This window comes from Nonomuraea phyllanthi (assembly GCF_006334985.2).
GTDB classification, from domain to species: Bacteria; Actinomycetota; Actinomycetes; order Streptosporangiales; family Streptosporangiaceae; genus Nonomuraea; species Nonomuraea phyllanthi.
Genome location: NZ_VDLX02000001.1, coordinates 670,140 through 685,412, shown reverse-complemented (window position 1 = coordinate 685,412; position 15,273 = coordinate 670,140). Strand labels below are relative to the sequence as shown.

Genomic DNA, 15,273 nt, shown 5'->3' with positions numbered 1-15,273 from the left:
GCCGCGGCCCCGTCTAAGCTTGTCGCGACATGACAAAGCACATCATCTGGGACTGGAACGGCACACTCTTCCACGACATCGACGCCGTGGTCGGGGCCACCAACGAAGTCTTCAAGCCGTACGCGCTGCCCGCCATGACCGCGGACGCCTTCCGCGCCGTCTACACCCGTCCCATCTGGCTCGCCTACGAGCGCCTGCTCGGCCGCCCGCTGAACGAGGGCGAGTGGGAGCTGCTGGACGGCGGCTTCCACGAGCACTACTTCCGGCTCTGCGAGACCTGCGGGCTGGCCGACGACGCCGAACTCGTCCTGACGACCTGGACGGGCACGCAGTCGCTCTGCTCGATGGCGCCGCACGAGCACCTCGTGCCCAAGGTCGAGTCGTTCGGCATCACGGGCCACTTCACCAGGATCGACGGGCTCCTCGGCACCACGGGTGGCGAGAAGGCCACGCACATGACGGCGCACATCGCGGCCATCGGGCTGGATCCCGGCGAGATCCTGGTGATCGGCGACAGCGTGGACGACGGGCTCGCCGCGCAGCACGTGGGAGCCAGGGCGGTTCTTTACACCGGCGGCATGACCACCCGGGCCGACCTCGAAGGCACCGGGCTCCCCGTCGTCGACACCCTCTCCGAGGCGCTCGGTTACGCGTAGGCGCTCCCATGCTTTAATCGCTCAGGCCCTCCACCCGAGTGGCTTCCGCCGTACGCTGGGCTTTCATCCGAGCGGCTCGTCTCCGTACCCCCCAGGAGGTCGCCATCAATCGCCTCGTGCTCTGGAACGTCGATCTGACGCTGGTCGACGTCGCCATCGTGACCAGGGACGCCTACGCCGAGGCGTTCCGCGTCGTGACCGGGCGACCGCTGATCAAGCTCGTGCCGCCCATGGGCCGCCCCGACTCCGAGATCGTGTTCGAGACGCTCGCCGTCAACGGCATCCAGGCCGAGGACGACCACCTGCCCCGCTTCCTGTCGGCGCTCGCCGTGGCCTTCGCCGACCGGCGCGGGCGGCTGGCCAAGGAGGGGCGGATGATGCCGGGGGCGAAGGCGGCGCTGAAGGCCGTGTCCCGGGTCGACGGGGTGATCCAGACGGTGCTCACCGGCACCATCAGGGGCAACGCGGTGCACAAGCTCAAGGCGTTCGGGCTGGACAAGCACATCGACTTCACGCTGGGGGGCTACGGCGAGGAGGTCTATCCCAAGGCGACGCTGCTGCAGGTGGCGCAGTCGCGCGCCAAGCAGCGGTTCGGCACGCCGTTCACGGCCGCCAACACCGTCGTGATCGGTGACTCGACGCGGGACGTGCAGGCGGCCAGGATCGGGGGTGCCGCGATGATCGCCGTCGCCTCCGGGCGCTCCACCGCCGCCGAGCTCCGCGACGCGGGCGCGGCCGCCGTTCTCCCCGACCTCTCCGACCCCGCCGCCGTCGTCTCCTCCCTGCTTTCCTTGACTTCTTCTTCCGTGGTTACGGCACAGCCGACGTAACCGCACGCGCCGTCGGCGGCTCGGGTCTGTCATGGCCGGTCGTGAAGGCTCACGTGGTGCTCGCCGTTACGAGCGGGACGTGGGCCTGGCACCGTGGTTCCCGGGCCGGGCGGTGACCCTTGCGCCGGCCCCCGCCGCACCACATCCCACCGACGCGGCGCGGCAGGGGGTGCGGGGTTGCGGTGGGGGTGCCCGAGGGTGGGGTGGTTACTGGAGGGCGGTGAGGAAGCGGGCGGCGGCGGGGGCGGCGACGGTGGCTCCTGGGCCGGCGCCTTCGGCGATGACCGCGAAGGCGATGTCATCTCGGTAGCCGATGAACCAGGAGTGGGTGGGGGGTTCCTTGCCCGAGCCGTACTCCGCCGTGCCCGTCTTGCCGGCCGTGCCCGGCGGGAAGGGGACGGCGTGGGCCGTGCCCTCGGAGACGACGGCGGGCATGAGCTCGCGCAGCGCGTCCACCACGCCCTGCTCCAGCGGGCGCGGGTTGGTCGGCTGGGCGTCCGGGATGTGCTCCTCTTTGACGAGGGTCGGCGCGATCCAGGCGCCCGAGGCGATGGCGGCCGCGACCGAGGCCATGTTGAGTGGGCTCGCGAGGACGCGGCCCTGGCCGATGGAGGCGGCGGCGAGGTCCGTGTCGTCCTTGGGGTCCGGGAATTCGGCGTGGACCGCCGGGACACCCGGCGTGATGGGGGTGCCGAAGCCGAAGGCGTGGGCCACCTGCGCGAGCCGGCCGTCCTTGAGACGGTCCACGCTCATCTCGCCGAAGGTCGTGTTGCACGAGTGCGCGAACGCCTTCTCGAACGACAGCCGGCCGAAGTCCTCGAAGTCCGCGTTGTGGAAGGGGAAGCCGCCGATGTTCTTCTCGGCGGGGCAGGTGACCTGCCGGTCCGGCCGGATGCCGCCCGCGACGAGCGCGGAGGCCGTGACGACCTTGAACGTCGAGCCCGGCGGGTACTTGCCGAGGAGGGCCCGGTTGAAGCCGCCCGGCTTGTTGACCACGGCGAGGATCTCGCCGGTCGAGGCGCGCAGGGCCACGAGGGAGGCCGGCTGGGAGACGTCCTCCAGGGCTTTGGCGCCGGCCTGGTGGACCTTCAGGTCGATGGTGGTCTGGATCGGGCGGTAGTCGCCGGCCTTGACGACCGTCTTGATGGGGTTGTCTCCCTCGTAGAGGTCGATCCGCCGGCGATCCGGTGAGGAGAAGCGGTCCGGGATGGTCTGCTTGATGCCCTCGACGAGCTGTTGCACCGAGCCCGGGGCGCTGGGCGTGTTGATCTGGGTGCCGTCGGCGGCCAGGACCTGCAGCGGGTCGCCCTTCTGGGTCATGACGCGAAGGGAGCGGCCCTTCTTGAGCAGCGGGTGGATGCTCGCGGGCGTCCAGGCCACCTTCCAGGTGTGGTCGCGCTCGACGAGGTGGAGCATGCCGCTGTACTCCCAGTCCCGCGCCCCGAGCGTCTTGGCGACGAAGCCGACCTCGTCGCTGGAGCTGGGGAAGACGCCGTTCGGCCTGGGGCGGTAGAAGGACGCCTGGGTGATCTTGAGGTCGGTACGGAAGCGGCGGTGCCAGGCCTCGAAGTCGGCGGGCGGGTCGGCGACCAGTGCCCGCATCGCCGCGTAGTTCTGGTCCGTCCAGGCCGCCAGATACTTGTCGGCCGCCTCCTCCGGCGTGCCCTCCGTGCGCAGTGCCCAGACCGCGCCGCCCGCCGCGACGACCGGGATCAGGATCGCCGGAAGGAGCCATCGCCGCCGGCGACGGCGTCCGTAGATTGTCCCCCTGTGTGGTGCCATGCCGCAGAGGACACCAGACAGGGAGCAATGGTGTCCAATACTGATATGAGGGCCTTAAGGATATAAATGCGGATATAGTGGCTGGTCGTGGATCTCGTCCGGCACCTCCGCTACTTCACCGTCGTCGCGGAGGAACTGCACTTCGGCAACGCCGCGATCCGCCTCGGCATGGCCCAGCCCCCGCTCAGCCAGCGCATCAAGCGCCTGGAGGAGGAGCTGGGCGTGCGGCTGTTCGACCGCTCGGCCCGCCAGGTACGCCTCACCGAGGCCGGCCGGCTGCTCCTGGGCGAGGCCCGCGAGATCGTGGCCAGGGTGGACCGGCTGCACGAGCTGGCCAGGCAGGGCGAGGGCACGGTGCTCAAGGTCGGCGTCCCGCCCGACCTGGCCGCCGCCGTGATCGCCGCCCTCGTCGCGGGCTTCCGAGAGACCAATCCCGGGGTACGCCTCGCGCCCGCCGAGATCTGGACCGCCGACCAGCTGGCGGCGCTGGCGGAGGGCGCGATCGACGTCGGCCTCGTCCGCCACCCGGTCTCGGCGCCCGGCCTGCGCTTCGGCCAGGTTCTCGTGCAGGCGCAGGGCGTGCTGCTGGCCGAGGGCGACCCGCTCGCCGGCGTCGGCGAGGTGCACCTGGCCGACCTGGCGGGGCGGGAGCTGCTGATGCCGCCCAGGGAGGGCGAGCCGGGCATGCACGCGGAGACGCTGGCCGAGTGCCGCCGCCACGGCTACGTGCCCGTGCAGGTGCACGAGGGCGTGGGGCTGGGCCTGGTGCTGGCGGGCGCGGCGGTGGCGTTCGGCCCGAAGGTGGAGCTGCCGGGGGTGGCCTGGCGGCCGCTGCTAGGCTCGCCGATCATGTGCCGGGTCTCCGTCGCCTGGCGCCCGGCGACGGCCCCGATCAGCGCGTCGGTCGACGACTTCGCGGCCGTGGCCGTACGTACGTTGAAGGAGAGCGCCGGGATGACCGACGAGCGCGCCGTGCCCGTGCGGCGGGTCAGCCGCAGGCCGGGGATGCTGGCATGAGCCTGCCCGACTTCGACGCGCTGTTCCGCGGGGCCGGTGTGACCGGCTGGCTGTATGCCGCCGACATCGACTCGGGCCACGAGGTGGGGCACCGGCCGGACGAGCCGCTGCCCACGGCGTCCATGTTCAAGGTGCCGCTGCTGGTGGCGCTCTGCCGGCAGGCCGACGCCGGGCTGTTCGACCTGTCCGAGCGGGTGACCGTGACGGACGCCGACCGCTCGCCGGGGCCGACGGGGATCGCGGCGATGCTCGACGACGTGACGATCTCGCTGCGCGACCTGGCGTACCTGATGATCACCGTGAGCGACAACACCTCCGCCGACGTGCTGCTGGGCCGGGTCGGGTTCGAGGCGGTCAACGACATGCTGGCGGCGTTCGGGCTGGAGGGGACGCGGGTGACGCAGACCTGCCGCCAGCTCGATGACGCCATGAGCGCCGACGCCGGGCACGGCTGGCCGTACCTGGACGCCGAGGACCTGGCCCGGCTGAGCGTGCTCGACCCCGCGCGGACGAACCGCAGCACCCCGCGCGAGCTGGCCAGGCTGTTCGCGATGATCTGGCGGGACGAGGCGGCCTCGGCGGAGTCGTGCGCCTGGATGCGCGGCGTGTTCAACATGCAGGTGTGGCCGCACCGGCTGGCCTCCGGCTTCCCGTACGACGACGTCGCGGTCGGCGGCAAGACCGGCACGCTGCCCACGCTGCGCGGCGAGTCGGGGGTCGTCGAGTATCCCGACGGCCGGCGCTACGCGGTGGCCGTGATCACCCGCTCCTTCAGCACCGCGCTCAACCAGCCGCGCGCCGACGCGGCGATCGGCACGGCGGCGCGTATGGCGGTGGACCACCTACGGAGGTAGCAACTTATGTGGAAGGTCGGGTATGACATTCCCTCCGGCGGGCGACAGGATGGGTCACATGGTTGCTGAGGGCACGCTTCTCTGGGAGCCGAGCGAAGAGGTCGCCGCGAAGACCAGGCTGACCGCCTACCAGGAGTGGCTGGGCAGGCGCGGTCCCGATGATCTGGGCGCTTATGAGGACGTGTGGCGGTGGTCCGTCGACCGTCCCGAGGAGTTCTGGACGTCGATCTGGGACTACTTCGACGTGGTCGGGGAGCGCGGCGACGGGCCGGTGCTGTCCGGGACGATGCCGGACGCGCGGTGGTTCGAGGGCGCCTCGCTCAACTACGCCGAGAACGCGCTGCGCCGTACGGAGGGCAAGGCTCTGGTGTTCGTCTCCGAGGACGGCGCCCGCCAGGAGCTGAGCCGGCGCGAGCTGCGCGAGGAGGTGGCCCGCGTCCGGGCGGGGCTGGTCCGGCTGGGCGTGGGGCGCGGCGACCGGGTGGCGGCCTACCTGCCGAGCATCCCGCAGGCGCTGATCGCGTTCCTGGCGACCGCCTCGCTGGGCGCGATCTGGTCGGCCGGCTCGCCCGACTTCGGGGTGCCGAGCATCGTCGACCGGTTCAAGCAGATCGAGCCGAAGGTGCTCATCGCGGTCGACGGCTACCACTACAACGGCAGGACGTACGACCGCTCCGACGCCGTCAACGAGATCGCCGCCCAGCTGCCCACGCTGCGCGCGACCGTGTGGATCCCCTACCTCGCGGCGCTCGACGAGGGCCGCGCCCCGCAGCAGGCCCAGCCCGCCGAGGCGCACACCCGCGAGCACCCGCACGGCGAGGTGATCGGCTGGGAGGGGCTGCGGGCCGAGGAGGGGCCGCTGGAGTTCGAGCGGGTGCCGTTCGACCACCCGCTGTGGATCCTCTACTCCAGCGGCACGACCGGGCTGCCCAAGCCGATCGTGCACGGTCACGGCGGCATCGTGCTGGAGCACCTGAAGTCGCTCTCCTTCCACCAGGACGTGGGCGAGGGCGACGTGTTCTTCTGGTACACCACCACGGGCTGGATGATGTGGAACTACCTCATCGGCTCCCTGCTGGTGGGGGCCACGCCCGTGCTGTACGACGGCGCGGCCACCTACCCGTCGCCGGCCGCGCTGTGGCGGATCGCCGCCTCGGAGGGAGTGACCTACTTCGGGGTCGGGGCGCCGTACATCATGGCCTCGCTGAAGGCCGGGATCCACCCAGAGGGGCTGGAGCGGCTGCGCGGCATCGGCTCGACCGGGTCGCCGCTGCCGCCCGAGGGGTTCGCGTGGGTGGCCGCCGAGCTGCCCGGGACGCCGCTGGGGTCCTTCTCCGGCGGGACGGACGTGTGCACGGGGTTCGTCGGGGCGACCATGCTCCACCCGATCAGGGCGGGCGTCATCCCGTGCCGCTCGCTCGGGGCCAGGGTGGAGTCGTACGACCCCGCGGGCAGGCCGGTCATCGGCGAGGTGGGCGAGCTGGTGCTGACCGCGCCGATGCCGTCGATGCCGGTCGGGTTCTGGAACGACCCCACGGGCGAGCGCTATCGCGAGAGCTACTTCGACGTCTATCCCGGCGTGTGGCGGCACGGCGACTGGATCAAGATCAACGAGGACGGCAGCTGCGTGATCTACGGCCGCTCCGACTCGACGCTCAACCGGGGCGGCGTCCGGATGGGCACCAGCGAGTTCTACCGGGTGGTGGAGCGCTTCGACGAGATCGCCGACAGCCTGGTGATCGACACCGGCCGGCTCGGGCAGGAGGGGCGGCTGCTGCTCTACGTGACCATGGCCGAGGGCGCGACGCTCACGGAGCCGCTTGAGCGCGCCCTGTGCGACGCGCTGCGCAAGGAGCTGTCACCCCGTCACGTGCCCAACGAGATTCACGCCGTGCCCGGCATCCCCCGCACGCTGTCGGGGAAGAAGCTTGAGGTGCCCGTACGCAAAATCCTGCTGGGAACACCCGTCGAGCAGGCCGCCAATCCCGACGCCATGGCCAACCCCGAGGTGCTGCGCCACTTCTTGCCCCGGGAAGAAGGTCTTAAAACGTAACAATTTCCGCACGGCGCAAATGCTGGGCGACGGCGGGGAAATCTCCTCGTAGTTGACCATTGACGTTCAGGCGCCCGCTGATCTACCGTCCTCCCACCGCTTAAAACGATTTTGCCGGGAGCGCGGCAATGGATGAGACTCCCGTACTGTCCCTCTCACAGGTCAGCAAGGCGTTCGGCGCGGTGCGCGCCGTCCGCGAGGTCTCTCTTCAGCTGTTCCCCGGCGAGGTGCACGCGCTCGCGGGGGAGAACGGCGCGGGCAAGTCGACGCTCGTGAAGATCCTCTCCGGGGTGCACCGCCCCGACTCGGGACGCATCCTGCTGGACGGCGAGCCGGTCGAGTTCGGCGGGCCGGCGGACGCCCAGCGGGCCGGGGTCGCGGTCATCTACCAGGAACCGACCCTCTTTCCCGACCTGTCGGTCATGGAGAACATCTTCATGGGCCGCCAGCCCCGCGGCCGTCTCGGCATCGACCGGCGGGCCATGCGGGCGAGCGCCGCCGAGCTGTTCGCCAGGCTCGGCGTGCACCTCGACCCCGACCAGCCGGCCCGCGGCCTGTCGATCGCCGACCAGCAGCTCGTGGAGATCGCCAAGGCGCTGTCGCTGCAGGCCCGGGTGCTGGTCATGGACGAGCCGACCGCCGCCCTGTCGGGCACGGAGGTCGCCCGGCTGTTCGGCGTCGCGCGGACCCTGCGCTCCCAGGGCTGCGCGCTGCTGTTCATCTCGCACCGGCTGGAGGAGATCTTCGAGCTCTGCCGGCGGGTCACGACCCTGCGCGATGGCGCGCACGTCGCGAGCGACCTGATCGCCGACATCACCCCCGACGACCTGGTACGCCGCATGGTCGGACGGGAGCTGGACGCCCTGTTCCCCAAGCAGGAGACCGAGGCGGGCGAGGTGGCGCTGAAGGTGCGCCGGCTCACCCGCGAGGGCGTCTTCACCGACGTGTCCTTCGAGGTGCGCAGGGGCGAGATCGTCGCGCTGGCCGGGCTGGTGGGGGCGGGACGCAGCGAGGTCGCGCGGGCCGTGTTCGGGATTGACCGGTGGGACGCGGGCAGCGTCGAGGTCGACGGGAAACGGCTGCGGCCCGCCAGCCCCACGGCGGCGATGGCGGCCGGCCTGGCGCTGGTCCCGGAGGACCGGCGGCAGCAGGGGCTCGTCATGGACCTGTCGATCGAGCGCAACATCGGCCTGGCCGGGCTGTCGGCCCTGCACCGGGGGCCGCTGATCTCGCGACTCGCCGAGCGCGAACGGGCCAGGGACTGGGCGGTGCGGCTGCGGCTGAAGTTCGGCCGGCTGTCGGACCCGGTGAACGTGCTGTCCGGCGGGAACCAGCAGAAGGTGGTCCTCGGCAAGTGGCTGGCCCGCCGGCCGTCGGTGCTCATCGTGGACGAGCCGACGCGGGGCATCGACGTGGGCACCAAGGCCGAGGTGCACCGGCTGCTGTCCGAGCTGGCCGGGGGCGGGGTGGCGGTGCTGATGATCTCGTCGGAGCTGCCGGAGGTGCTGGGCATGGCGGACCGGGTGCTGGTCATGCACGAGGGGCGGCTGGTGGCGGAGATCCCTCGCGCCGACGCCACCGAGGAGAGCGTGATGGCCGCCGCCACCGGAAGGAGCGCGGCGTGACGGCGACCGCCACCACGGGGGAGACCATGCGGCGCAACGGCGGCCGGCGGCTCGTGGACCGGGTCGCGCGGGTGCGCGAGCTCGGCATCGTGGTCGCGCTCGGCGTCCTCTTCGGCGTCACCGGCGCCGTCAACCCGTCGTTCCTGTCATACGCGAGCCTGCGCGACATCCTGCTGAACTCCGCCATCGTCGCCATGCTCGCAGTCGGCCAGACGCTCGTGGTCGTCACCAGGAACGTCGACCTGTCCGTCAGCTCCGTGGTCGGCCTGTCGGCGTTCGGGGGCGCGCTGATCCTGGCCGACCACCCCGGCGTGCCGGTCGCGGTGGTGATCGCCGGGTGCGTGGTGCTCGGGGCGCTGTGCGGGGCCGTCAACGGGCTGCTCGTCGGCGCCGCCAAGGTGCCCGCGCTGGTCGCCACGCTCGGCACCCTGTACGCCTTCCGCGGCATCGACTACGCCTGGGCCGGCGGGCGCCAGGTGAACGCGGCCGACATGCCCGAGGGCTTCCTGTCGCTCGGGAGCCGCTCGGTGCTCGGCGTGCCGCTCCTCGCACTGGTCGCCCTGGCCGTGCTGCTCGCCGTGGGCTGGACGCTGGGCAACCTGCGGGCCGGCCGCGAGCTGTACGCCATCGGCTCCAGCCCCGAGGCGGCGGTGCTGGCCGGGATCGCGGTGCGGCGCAGGATCGTCGCGGCGTTCGTCGCCAACGGCGCCCTGGCGGGACTGGCGGGCGTCATGTGGGCGGCCCGCTTCGGCACCGTGGACGCCACCGTGGCCACCGGCAAGGAGCTCGACGTGATCGCCGCCGTCGTGGTCGGCGGGGTGGCCATCTTCGGCGGCAGCGGCAGCGTGTACGGGGCGGCGCTCGGAGCGCTGCTGCTGACCGGCATCACCAGCGCGCTGGCCGTGCTCCGGGTGGACGCCCTGGCCCAGACCGCCATCAACGGCGCGCTGCTGATCGCCGCCATCGTCCTCGACCGCGTGCTCGCCCTGCGGGTGGCCGCCGCGCTGCGCCGCCGCAGATACCACGAGACCACCGACCCCGGGAGGCCCGCCGATGGCCGTTGACCTCGCCCGGATGGCCCGCCGCTGGGAGGGGCTCATCCTCGTGCTGCTCGTCGGCGTGACCGTCTGGGCCTCGCTGGGCGTGGACGGGTTCGCGAACGGGTCCAACGTCTCCTTCCTGCTCCTCGACACGACCGAGATCGCCCTCATGGCCCTGACCATGACCCTGGTGATCGTCGCGGCCGAGATCGACCTGTCGGTCGCCTCCACGCTGGGGTTGTCGTGCGCGGTGCTGGGCCGGCTGTGGAACGCGGGCCTGCCCATCGAGGCGATCATGCCGATCTGCCTGCTGGTGGGCGCCGCGTGCGGCGCGTTCAACGGGCTGCTCGTCACCCGGCTCGGCCTGCCCTCGCTGGCGGTCACGATCGGCACGTTCGCGCTGTTCCGCGGCCTGGCGTACGTGATGCTCGGCGACCAGGCGGTGGCCGGCCTGCCGCCGGCCTACACGAGCCTCGCCACGGCCTCGGTCGGGCCGATCCCGCTCGCGACGATCCTCGTCGCGGTGCTGGCGGTGGTGGCGGCCGTGGTGCTGCACGCGACCGGCCTCGGCCGGTCGATCTTCGCGCTCGGCTCGAACGTGGAGGCCGCCTTCTTCGCGGGCGTCCGGGTCAAGCGGATCAAGCTCTGGCTGTTCGTGGCCTCCGGGACGATGGCCTCGCTGGCGTCCCTGGTGTACACGTTCCGCTACGCCAGCGCCAGGGCGGACAGCGGCATGGGGCTGGAGCTGGCCGTGGTGGCCGCCGTGCTGCTCGGCGGTGTGTCGATCTTCGGCGGCCGGGGCACGCTGCCCGGGGTCCTGATGGCGGTGCTGCTGCTCGGCGCCGTACGCAACGCGCTCATCCTCGCCGACGTGGCCAACGAGGTCCTGAACTTCGTGACGGGCCTGCTGCTCGTCGCATCCGTGCTGGCGCCGAATCTGGGGGCGGTATGGCGGCGGCGCTCATCACCACAAGTGGAAGGGAAGTCCGTTACATGACAACGCGCACCCCTTGGCGGCACACAGCGCTCCTGGCAGGGCTCGTCCTGCTGACCGCCGCCTGCGGCGGCACCACCAAGAGCGACGTGGAGCAGCAGGCCTCCGCCTCCGCCACGGCGGCCTCGTCGGCGGCGGCCGATCCGAACGCCCCCATCAAGCAGGGACTGAAGATCGCGTTCCTGCCCAAGCAGGTCAACAACCCGTACTTCACGATCGCCAACGGCGGCGGCATCGAGGCCGCCAAGGAGTTCGGCGGCGAGGGCAAGGAGGTCGGCCCGTCCGACGCCAGCGCGTCCTCGCAGGTGTCCTACATCAACACGCTCACGCAGCAGAAGCAGGACGCCATCGTCATCGCCGCGAACGACCCGAACGCCGTCGTGCCCGCGCTCAAGCAGGCGATGGCCGCCGGGATCAAGGTCGTCAGCTACGACTCCGACACCGCCCCCGAGGGCCGCCACGTGTTCGTCAACCAGGCCTCCGCCGAGGACCTCGGCCGTACCCAGGTGCAGTTGCTGGCCGAGCAGGTCGGGCACAAGGGCAAGATCGCCATCCTGTCCGCCACGCCCAACGCCACGAACCAGAACACCTGGATCGAGTTCATGAAGGACGAGCTCAAGAAGCCCGACTACAAGGACATGGAGCTGGTCAAGGTCGCCTACGGCAACGACGACGACCAGAAGTCGTTCACCGAGACGCAGGGGCTGCTGCGCTCGTACCCCGACCTGGCGGGCATCATCTCGCCCACGACCGTGGGCATCGCCGCGGCCGCCCGCTACCTGTCGGACTCGCCGTCCAAGGGGAAGGTCAAGCTGACCGGGCTCGGCACCCCCAACCAGCTGCGCAAGTTCGTCAAGGACGGCACCATCGAGGCGTTCGAGCTGTGGAACCCGGCCGACCTCGGCTACCTCGCGTCGTACGCGGCGGCGGCCCTCGCCTCGGGGCAGGTCACCGGGGCGGAGGGGGAGAAGTTCAAGGCCGGCAAGCTCGGTGAGTACACGATCGGCGCCAAGGGCGAGGTGCTCCTCGGCAAGCCGACCGTGTTCAACGAGGACAACATCGACGACTTCGACTTCTGAGCCTCGCACGGAGCCGCCTGGCCCCGGGGTGGGTCAGGCGGGGCCGAGGCCCAGGAGGGGCAGGCACGGGCCCAGGTTGTGGATCTCGAAGCCCGGCTGCTCCTTCCAGTCCTCGCGGGCCATGCGGAAGCGCCGGGTGGCCACCGGCTTGCCCTGGCGGTCGTGCATGGTGATGCCGTCCTCCTGGTAGCCGACCTTGCGCGTCACGGCCAGGGAGGAGTGGTTGTCCTCGAACGCCTCCGACACCGCGTACCGGGCCTCGAGGCCGGCGAAGGCGAGGTGCAGCACGGCGCGGCGCATCTCCGTGCCGATGCCCTGGCCGTGGAAGCGCCGCCCCAGCCAGGAGCCGGTCTTGACCTCGCGGGTCACCGCGAAGTCCGTGCCCATGATCCCCTGGGTGCCCACGACCTGGCCCTCGAAGACGACGGCGAACTCCACCGACCAGTCGTTCGCGGTCAACGCGCCCCATGTGCGGAAGTGGTACTGCAGCGTGCTCCGAGCCCGTTCGCCCGGGTCGGCGGCCGACCAGGGAACGAGGAACGGCATCTCGCCCTCCTCGTGGATGCCCTCGGTGGCGCGGTCGCCCAGGGCGTCGAGGTCGTCGAGCGAGGGATAGCGCAGGACGAGGCGCGGGGTCGTGATGGAGAGCTCGGTGAGCGGCCAGTGACGCATGGCGCCATATGGTGCCATCCGCACTCGCTCTCGCGCGACTGGTTTTTCGCCCCACACAAAGACTATAAAGGGGAAATGACCGTATTTAGCGGGGTTCGCTGATTATCCTGGGCTTTGCTTGACAAAACCTGTGTTGGAGGTGAATTCACGGCGATCTGGGTACGCGTCGATTTATGACGACAAAGTTTCGCGGAATAGCGGCCATGGCCGCTGGATGTGTCCTGCCGCTGCTCGCCGTGGTGCCTGCCCGGGCCGAGGAGCCGCCGGTCTGGGATGACCCTCCCGGCCGGGGACGCGAGCCCTTCGCCCGGGAACACGAGCCGCCGGTCCGGGGGGAGGAGCAGCCGGAACGGTTCAAGGAGCTGCCCGTCCACGTCCGGGAGCTGCTGGAGAGGCAGCGGGACCTGCCCATCAGGCAGCAGGACCTCTCCGACCGGGGGCGGGACCTGCCCGACCGGGGGCGGGACCTCTCCGACCGGGAGCGGGAGCTGCCGGACAGGGGCCGGGAACCGCGCGTGCGGGGCGAGGACTCCCCCGTACGGGACGACGAGGACGAGGTCCTCCACGAGGAGCCCGCCGAGGAGGAGGTGGTTCACGAGGAGCCGGTCCGCGAGGAGAAGACCGTCACCATCCTGCGGCCGGGCGACCGCGGCGAGATGGTCAGGCAGCTCCAGCGCCGCCTGCACCGCGACGGGTTCTACTTCGGCAAGATCAACGGCAAGTACAACGAGCAGACCAGGTACGCGGTCTGGGGCTTCCAGAAGAGCCGGCGCATGCGGCCGTCGAACGCGGTGGGGCCGAAGGTCTGGAAGGAGTTCGACCGGCGCCGGCGGGCGCGCCCGCTGGTGCCGAAGGGCCCCGCCGACCGGGTCGAGATCAGCCTGACCGACCAGCTGCTCACCCTCTACCGGAAGAACCGGCCGGTGCTGACCTCGCACGTCTCGACCGGCGCCGAGGTGCACTACTGCGAGGCCGGCCGCTGCGGCGACGCCGTCACCCCGGTGGGGGACTTCCACGTCTACAAGCGGGCGCCGGGCTGGACGAAGAGCCCGCTGGGGATGATGTACGACTCGCTCTACTTCATCGGCGGCATCGCGATGCACGGCTCGAAGCTGGTGCCGACCAGGCCGTCCTCGCACGGCTGCATCCGCATGCCGGTGCCGACTGCCGCGCGCCTGTACAAGCTCGTGGGCATCGGCGAGCCGGTGTACGTGCGCGGCAAGATCTAGACGCCCTGGGGGAGGCGGAACAGCCGGTCGGGGTCATAGGTGGATTTCACCTCGGCGAGCTGCGCCGCATTTGCCCCATAATAGGCATTGCGCCAATTCTTCAAGTCGGGGTCGATGTAATTCACATATGCATGATCGCCGAAAAATGGGGACATGTCGGAATGTGCGCGGCGTAGCCATCCACGGTCGGTGCCCTCCTGGTAATACTGCACGCTGAAAAGCGCCGCCCGGTGCGGGAAGGCCGTTTCTGCCCGGCCGACCCGCCCGACGGCGCCTCCCAGGGCGTCCAGCAGCACGGAGTGCCGCCCGCCGCGCTCGACCTGGTTCACCAGGGTGCGGATCCCGGCGGCGGGCAGCCTGCCGTACGCCATGTGCGACGTGGCAGCGAACGCCTCCCGCGGCATCCGGCGGCACTCGGCGACCGACATGGACGCGCAGCCGCCCATGACCTTCATGCCCTCCAGGTGGGAGACCGTCCGCGCCGAGCGGGACGACGTCCGCCCGGCCGCGGCGACGAGCGGGGCGAGCAGCCGGTCGAGCGCGGACCTGCCGCCGAGGTAGGTGCCGACGACGGACACGTCCAGCCCCCTCGCCGACCGCCCCAGGTGCAGCGACGACCACAGCGCGTCGGGCGCCGACGGGCCCCACGACTGCCACGCCTTCACCACGGCCTCCGCCCTGGACCACGGCCAGTGCAGGAAGAACACGGTGACGTCGCGCGTCCTGAACGTCCTGAACGTGAAGGACACCGCCACCCCGAAGTTCCCGCCGCCACCGCCCCTGCAGGCCCAGAAGAGGCCGGGGTGGTGCGTGGCGTCGCAGGTCAGCAGCCGGCCGTCGGCCGTGACGACGCGTACCGACTCGAGGACGTCGCAGGTGAGCCCGTACTTCCTGGACACCACCCCGATGCCCCCGCCCAGCGCGAGGCCGGCGATGCCGACCGTGGGGCAGGAGCCGGCGGGGATGCTCACGCCGTGGCGGGAGAGCCGGTCGTAGACGTCGATCAGCTTGGCGCCCGCGCCGATCGTGGCCCGGCCGCCCGCGTACGCCACCGAGTTCATCCGGGAGACGTCGATCACCAGTCCCGTGCCCGTCGACCAGCCCGCGTAGGAGTGCCCTCCCGAGCGGGAGGTGATCGGCACGCCGTTGTCGCGCGCGAACGCCAGGCACGCCGACACGTCGGCCGCGTTCGCGCAGTAGGCGACCCCGCCCGGCCTGATCCGGTCGTAGGCGGGGTTGTAGAGGCGGCGCGCGGTGGCGTAGCCGGCGTCGCCGGGCAGGACGAGCGTGCCCGCCAGCCGGCGGCGCAGCCTCTCCCAGTTGGGCGGCCGGGACGCGGCCGGTCCGGCCGCCACGGCGCCCACCGGCGCGAGCGCGGCGACATGCAGAAAATCCCGGCGGTTCATGGACGCTCTCCCCGGCCCATCGGCGCTCCGACGATG

Annotated in this window: 13 protein-coding genes; 10 read left to right on the top strand and 3 right to left on the bottom strand. The window is 71.4% G+C overall.

Features of this window, described 5'->3' with window-relative positions; translation table 11 throughout:
- The first annotated feature begins 29 nt into the window (after positions 1–29).
- The gene (locus tag FH608_RS03230) at positions 30–656 is read left to right on the top strand and encodes an HAD family hydrolase (protein ID WP_139628257.1); all 627 of its coding nucleotides are present in this window, start codon (positions 30–32) and stop codon (positions 654–656) included.
- 116 nt (positions 657–772) lie between these two features.
- Positions 773–1,486 (top strand): HAD family hydrolase, encoded by a 714-nt coding sequence (locus FH608_RS03225; RefSeq protein ID WP_139628256.1) that lies wholly within the window; start codon positions 773–775, stop codon positions 1,484–1,486.
- A gap of 207 nt (positions 1,487–1,693) precedes the next feature.
- Here FH608_RS03225 and FH608_RS03220 read toward each other — a convergent pair whose 3' ends face one another.
- Positions 1,694–3,268 carry a penicillin-binding transpeptidase domain-containing protein gene (locus tag FH608_RS03220; RefSeq protein WP_139628255.1) on the bottom strand — a complete coding sequence of 525 codons (1,575 nt, stop codon included), beginning with the start codon at positions 3,266–3,268 and terminating at the stop codon, positions 1,694–1,696.
- A gap of 87 nt (positions 3,269–3,355) precedes the next feature.
- Here FH608_RS03220 and FH608_RS03215 point away from each other — a divergent pair, with 87 nt between their 5' ends.
- From FH608_RS03215 to rhaS, 7 genes are all read left to right on the top strand, one after another.
- Positions 3,356–4,285: a LysR family transcriptional regulator gene (locus FH608_RS03215; protein WP_139628254.1), complete on the top strand. Its 930-nt coding sequence runs from the start codon at positions 3,356–3,358 to the stop codon at positions 4,283–4,285.
- The gene (locus FH608_RS03210; protein ID WP_139628253.1) at positions 4,282–5,139 is read left to right on the top strand and encodes a serine hydrolase; all 858 of its coding nucleotides are present in this window, start codon (positions 4,282–4,284) and stop codon (positions 5,137–5,139) included. The genes FH608_RS03215 and FH608_RS03210 overlap by 4 nt, the downstream gene beginning before the upstream one ends.
- A gap of 58 nt (positions 5,140–5,197) precedes the next feature.
- Positions 5,198–7,192 carry an acetoacetate--CoA ligase gene (locus FH608_RS03205; RefSeq protein ID WP_139628252.1) on the top strand — a complete coding sequence of 665 codons (1,995 nt, stop codon included), beginning with the start codon at positions 5,198–5,200 and terminating at the stop codon, positions 7,190–7,192.
- A 128-nt stretch (positions 7,193–7,320) separates the two neighbouring features.
- Complete coding sequence (locus FH608_RS03200) at positions 7,321–8,817, top strand: sugar ABC transporter ATP-binding protein (RefSeq protein ID WP_139628251.1); 1,497 nt, start codon at positions 7,321–7,323, stop codon at positions 8,815–8,817.
- Entirely contained in the window at positions 8,814–9,881 is a 1,068-nt protein-coding gene (locus FH608_RS03195; RefSeq protein ID WP_226898894.1) for an ABC transporter permease, read from the top strand. The genes FH608_RS03200 and FH608_RS03195 overlap by 4 nt, the downstream gene beginning before the upstream one ends.
- A complete protein-coding gene (locus tag FH608_RS03190; protein WP_139628250.1) occupies positions 9,871–10,854 on the top strand; it encodes an ABC transporter permease in 984 nt (327 codons plus the stop codon). Before FH608_RS03195 ends, FH608_RS03190 begins: the two co-directional genes overlap by 11 nt.
- Positions 10,851–11,930, top strand: a complete 1,080-nt coding sequence (gene rhaS / locus FH608_RS03185) for a rhamnose ABC transporter substrate-binding protein (protein WP_139628249.1) — start codon at positions 10,851–10,853, stop codon at positions 11,928–11,930. Before FH608_RS03190 ends, rhaS begins: the two co-directional genes overlap by 4 nt.
- A 33-nt stretch (positions 11,931–11,963) precedes the next feature.
- Here the strand turns inward: rhaS and FH608_RS03180 are convergent, their stop codons facing one another.
- On the bottom strand, positions 11,964–12,602 hold the full coding sequence (locus tag FH608_RS03180; protein ID WP_139628248.1) for a GNAT family N-acetyltransferase: 639 nt from the start codon (positions 12,600–12,602) through the stop codon (positions 11,964–11,966).
- 203 nt (positions 12,603–12,805) lie between these two features.
- On the opposite strand from FH608_RS03180, the gene FH608_RS03175 reads away from it, so the two are divergent.
- Positions 12,806–13,831 (top strand): L,D-transpeptidase family protein, encoded by a 1,026-nt coding sequence (locus tag FH608_RS03175; protein ID WP_139628247.1) that lies wholly within the window; start codon positions 12,806–12,808, stop codon positions 13,829–13,831.
- On the opposite strand, the gene FH608_RS03170 is transcribed toward FH608_RS03175, so the two are convergent.
- Positions 13,828–15,237, bottom strand: coding sequence for an FAD-binding oxidoreductase (locus FH608_RS03170; RefSeq protein ID WP_139628246.1), 1,410 nt, complete (start codon positions 15,235–15,237; stop codon positions 13,828–13,830). The two genes, FH608_RS03175 and FH608_RS03170, sit on opposite strands and share 4 nt — an antisense overlap.
- Positions 15,238–15,273: the final 36 nt, after the last annotated feature.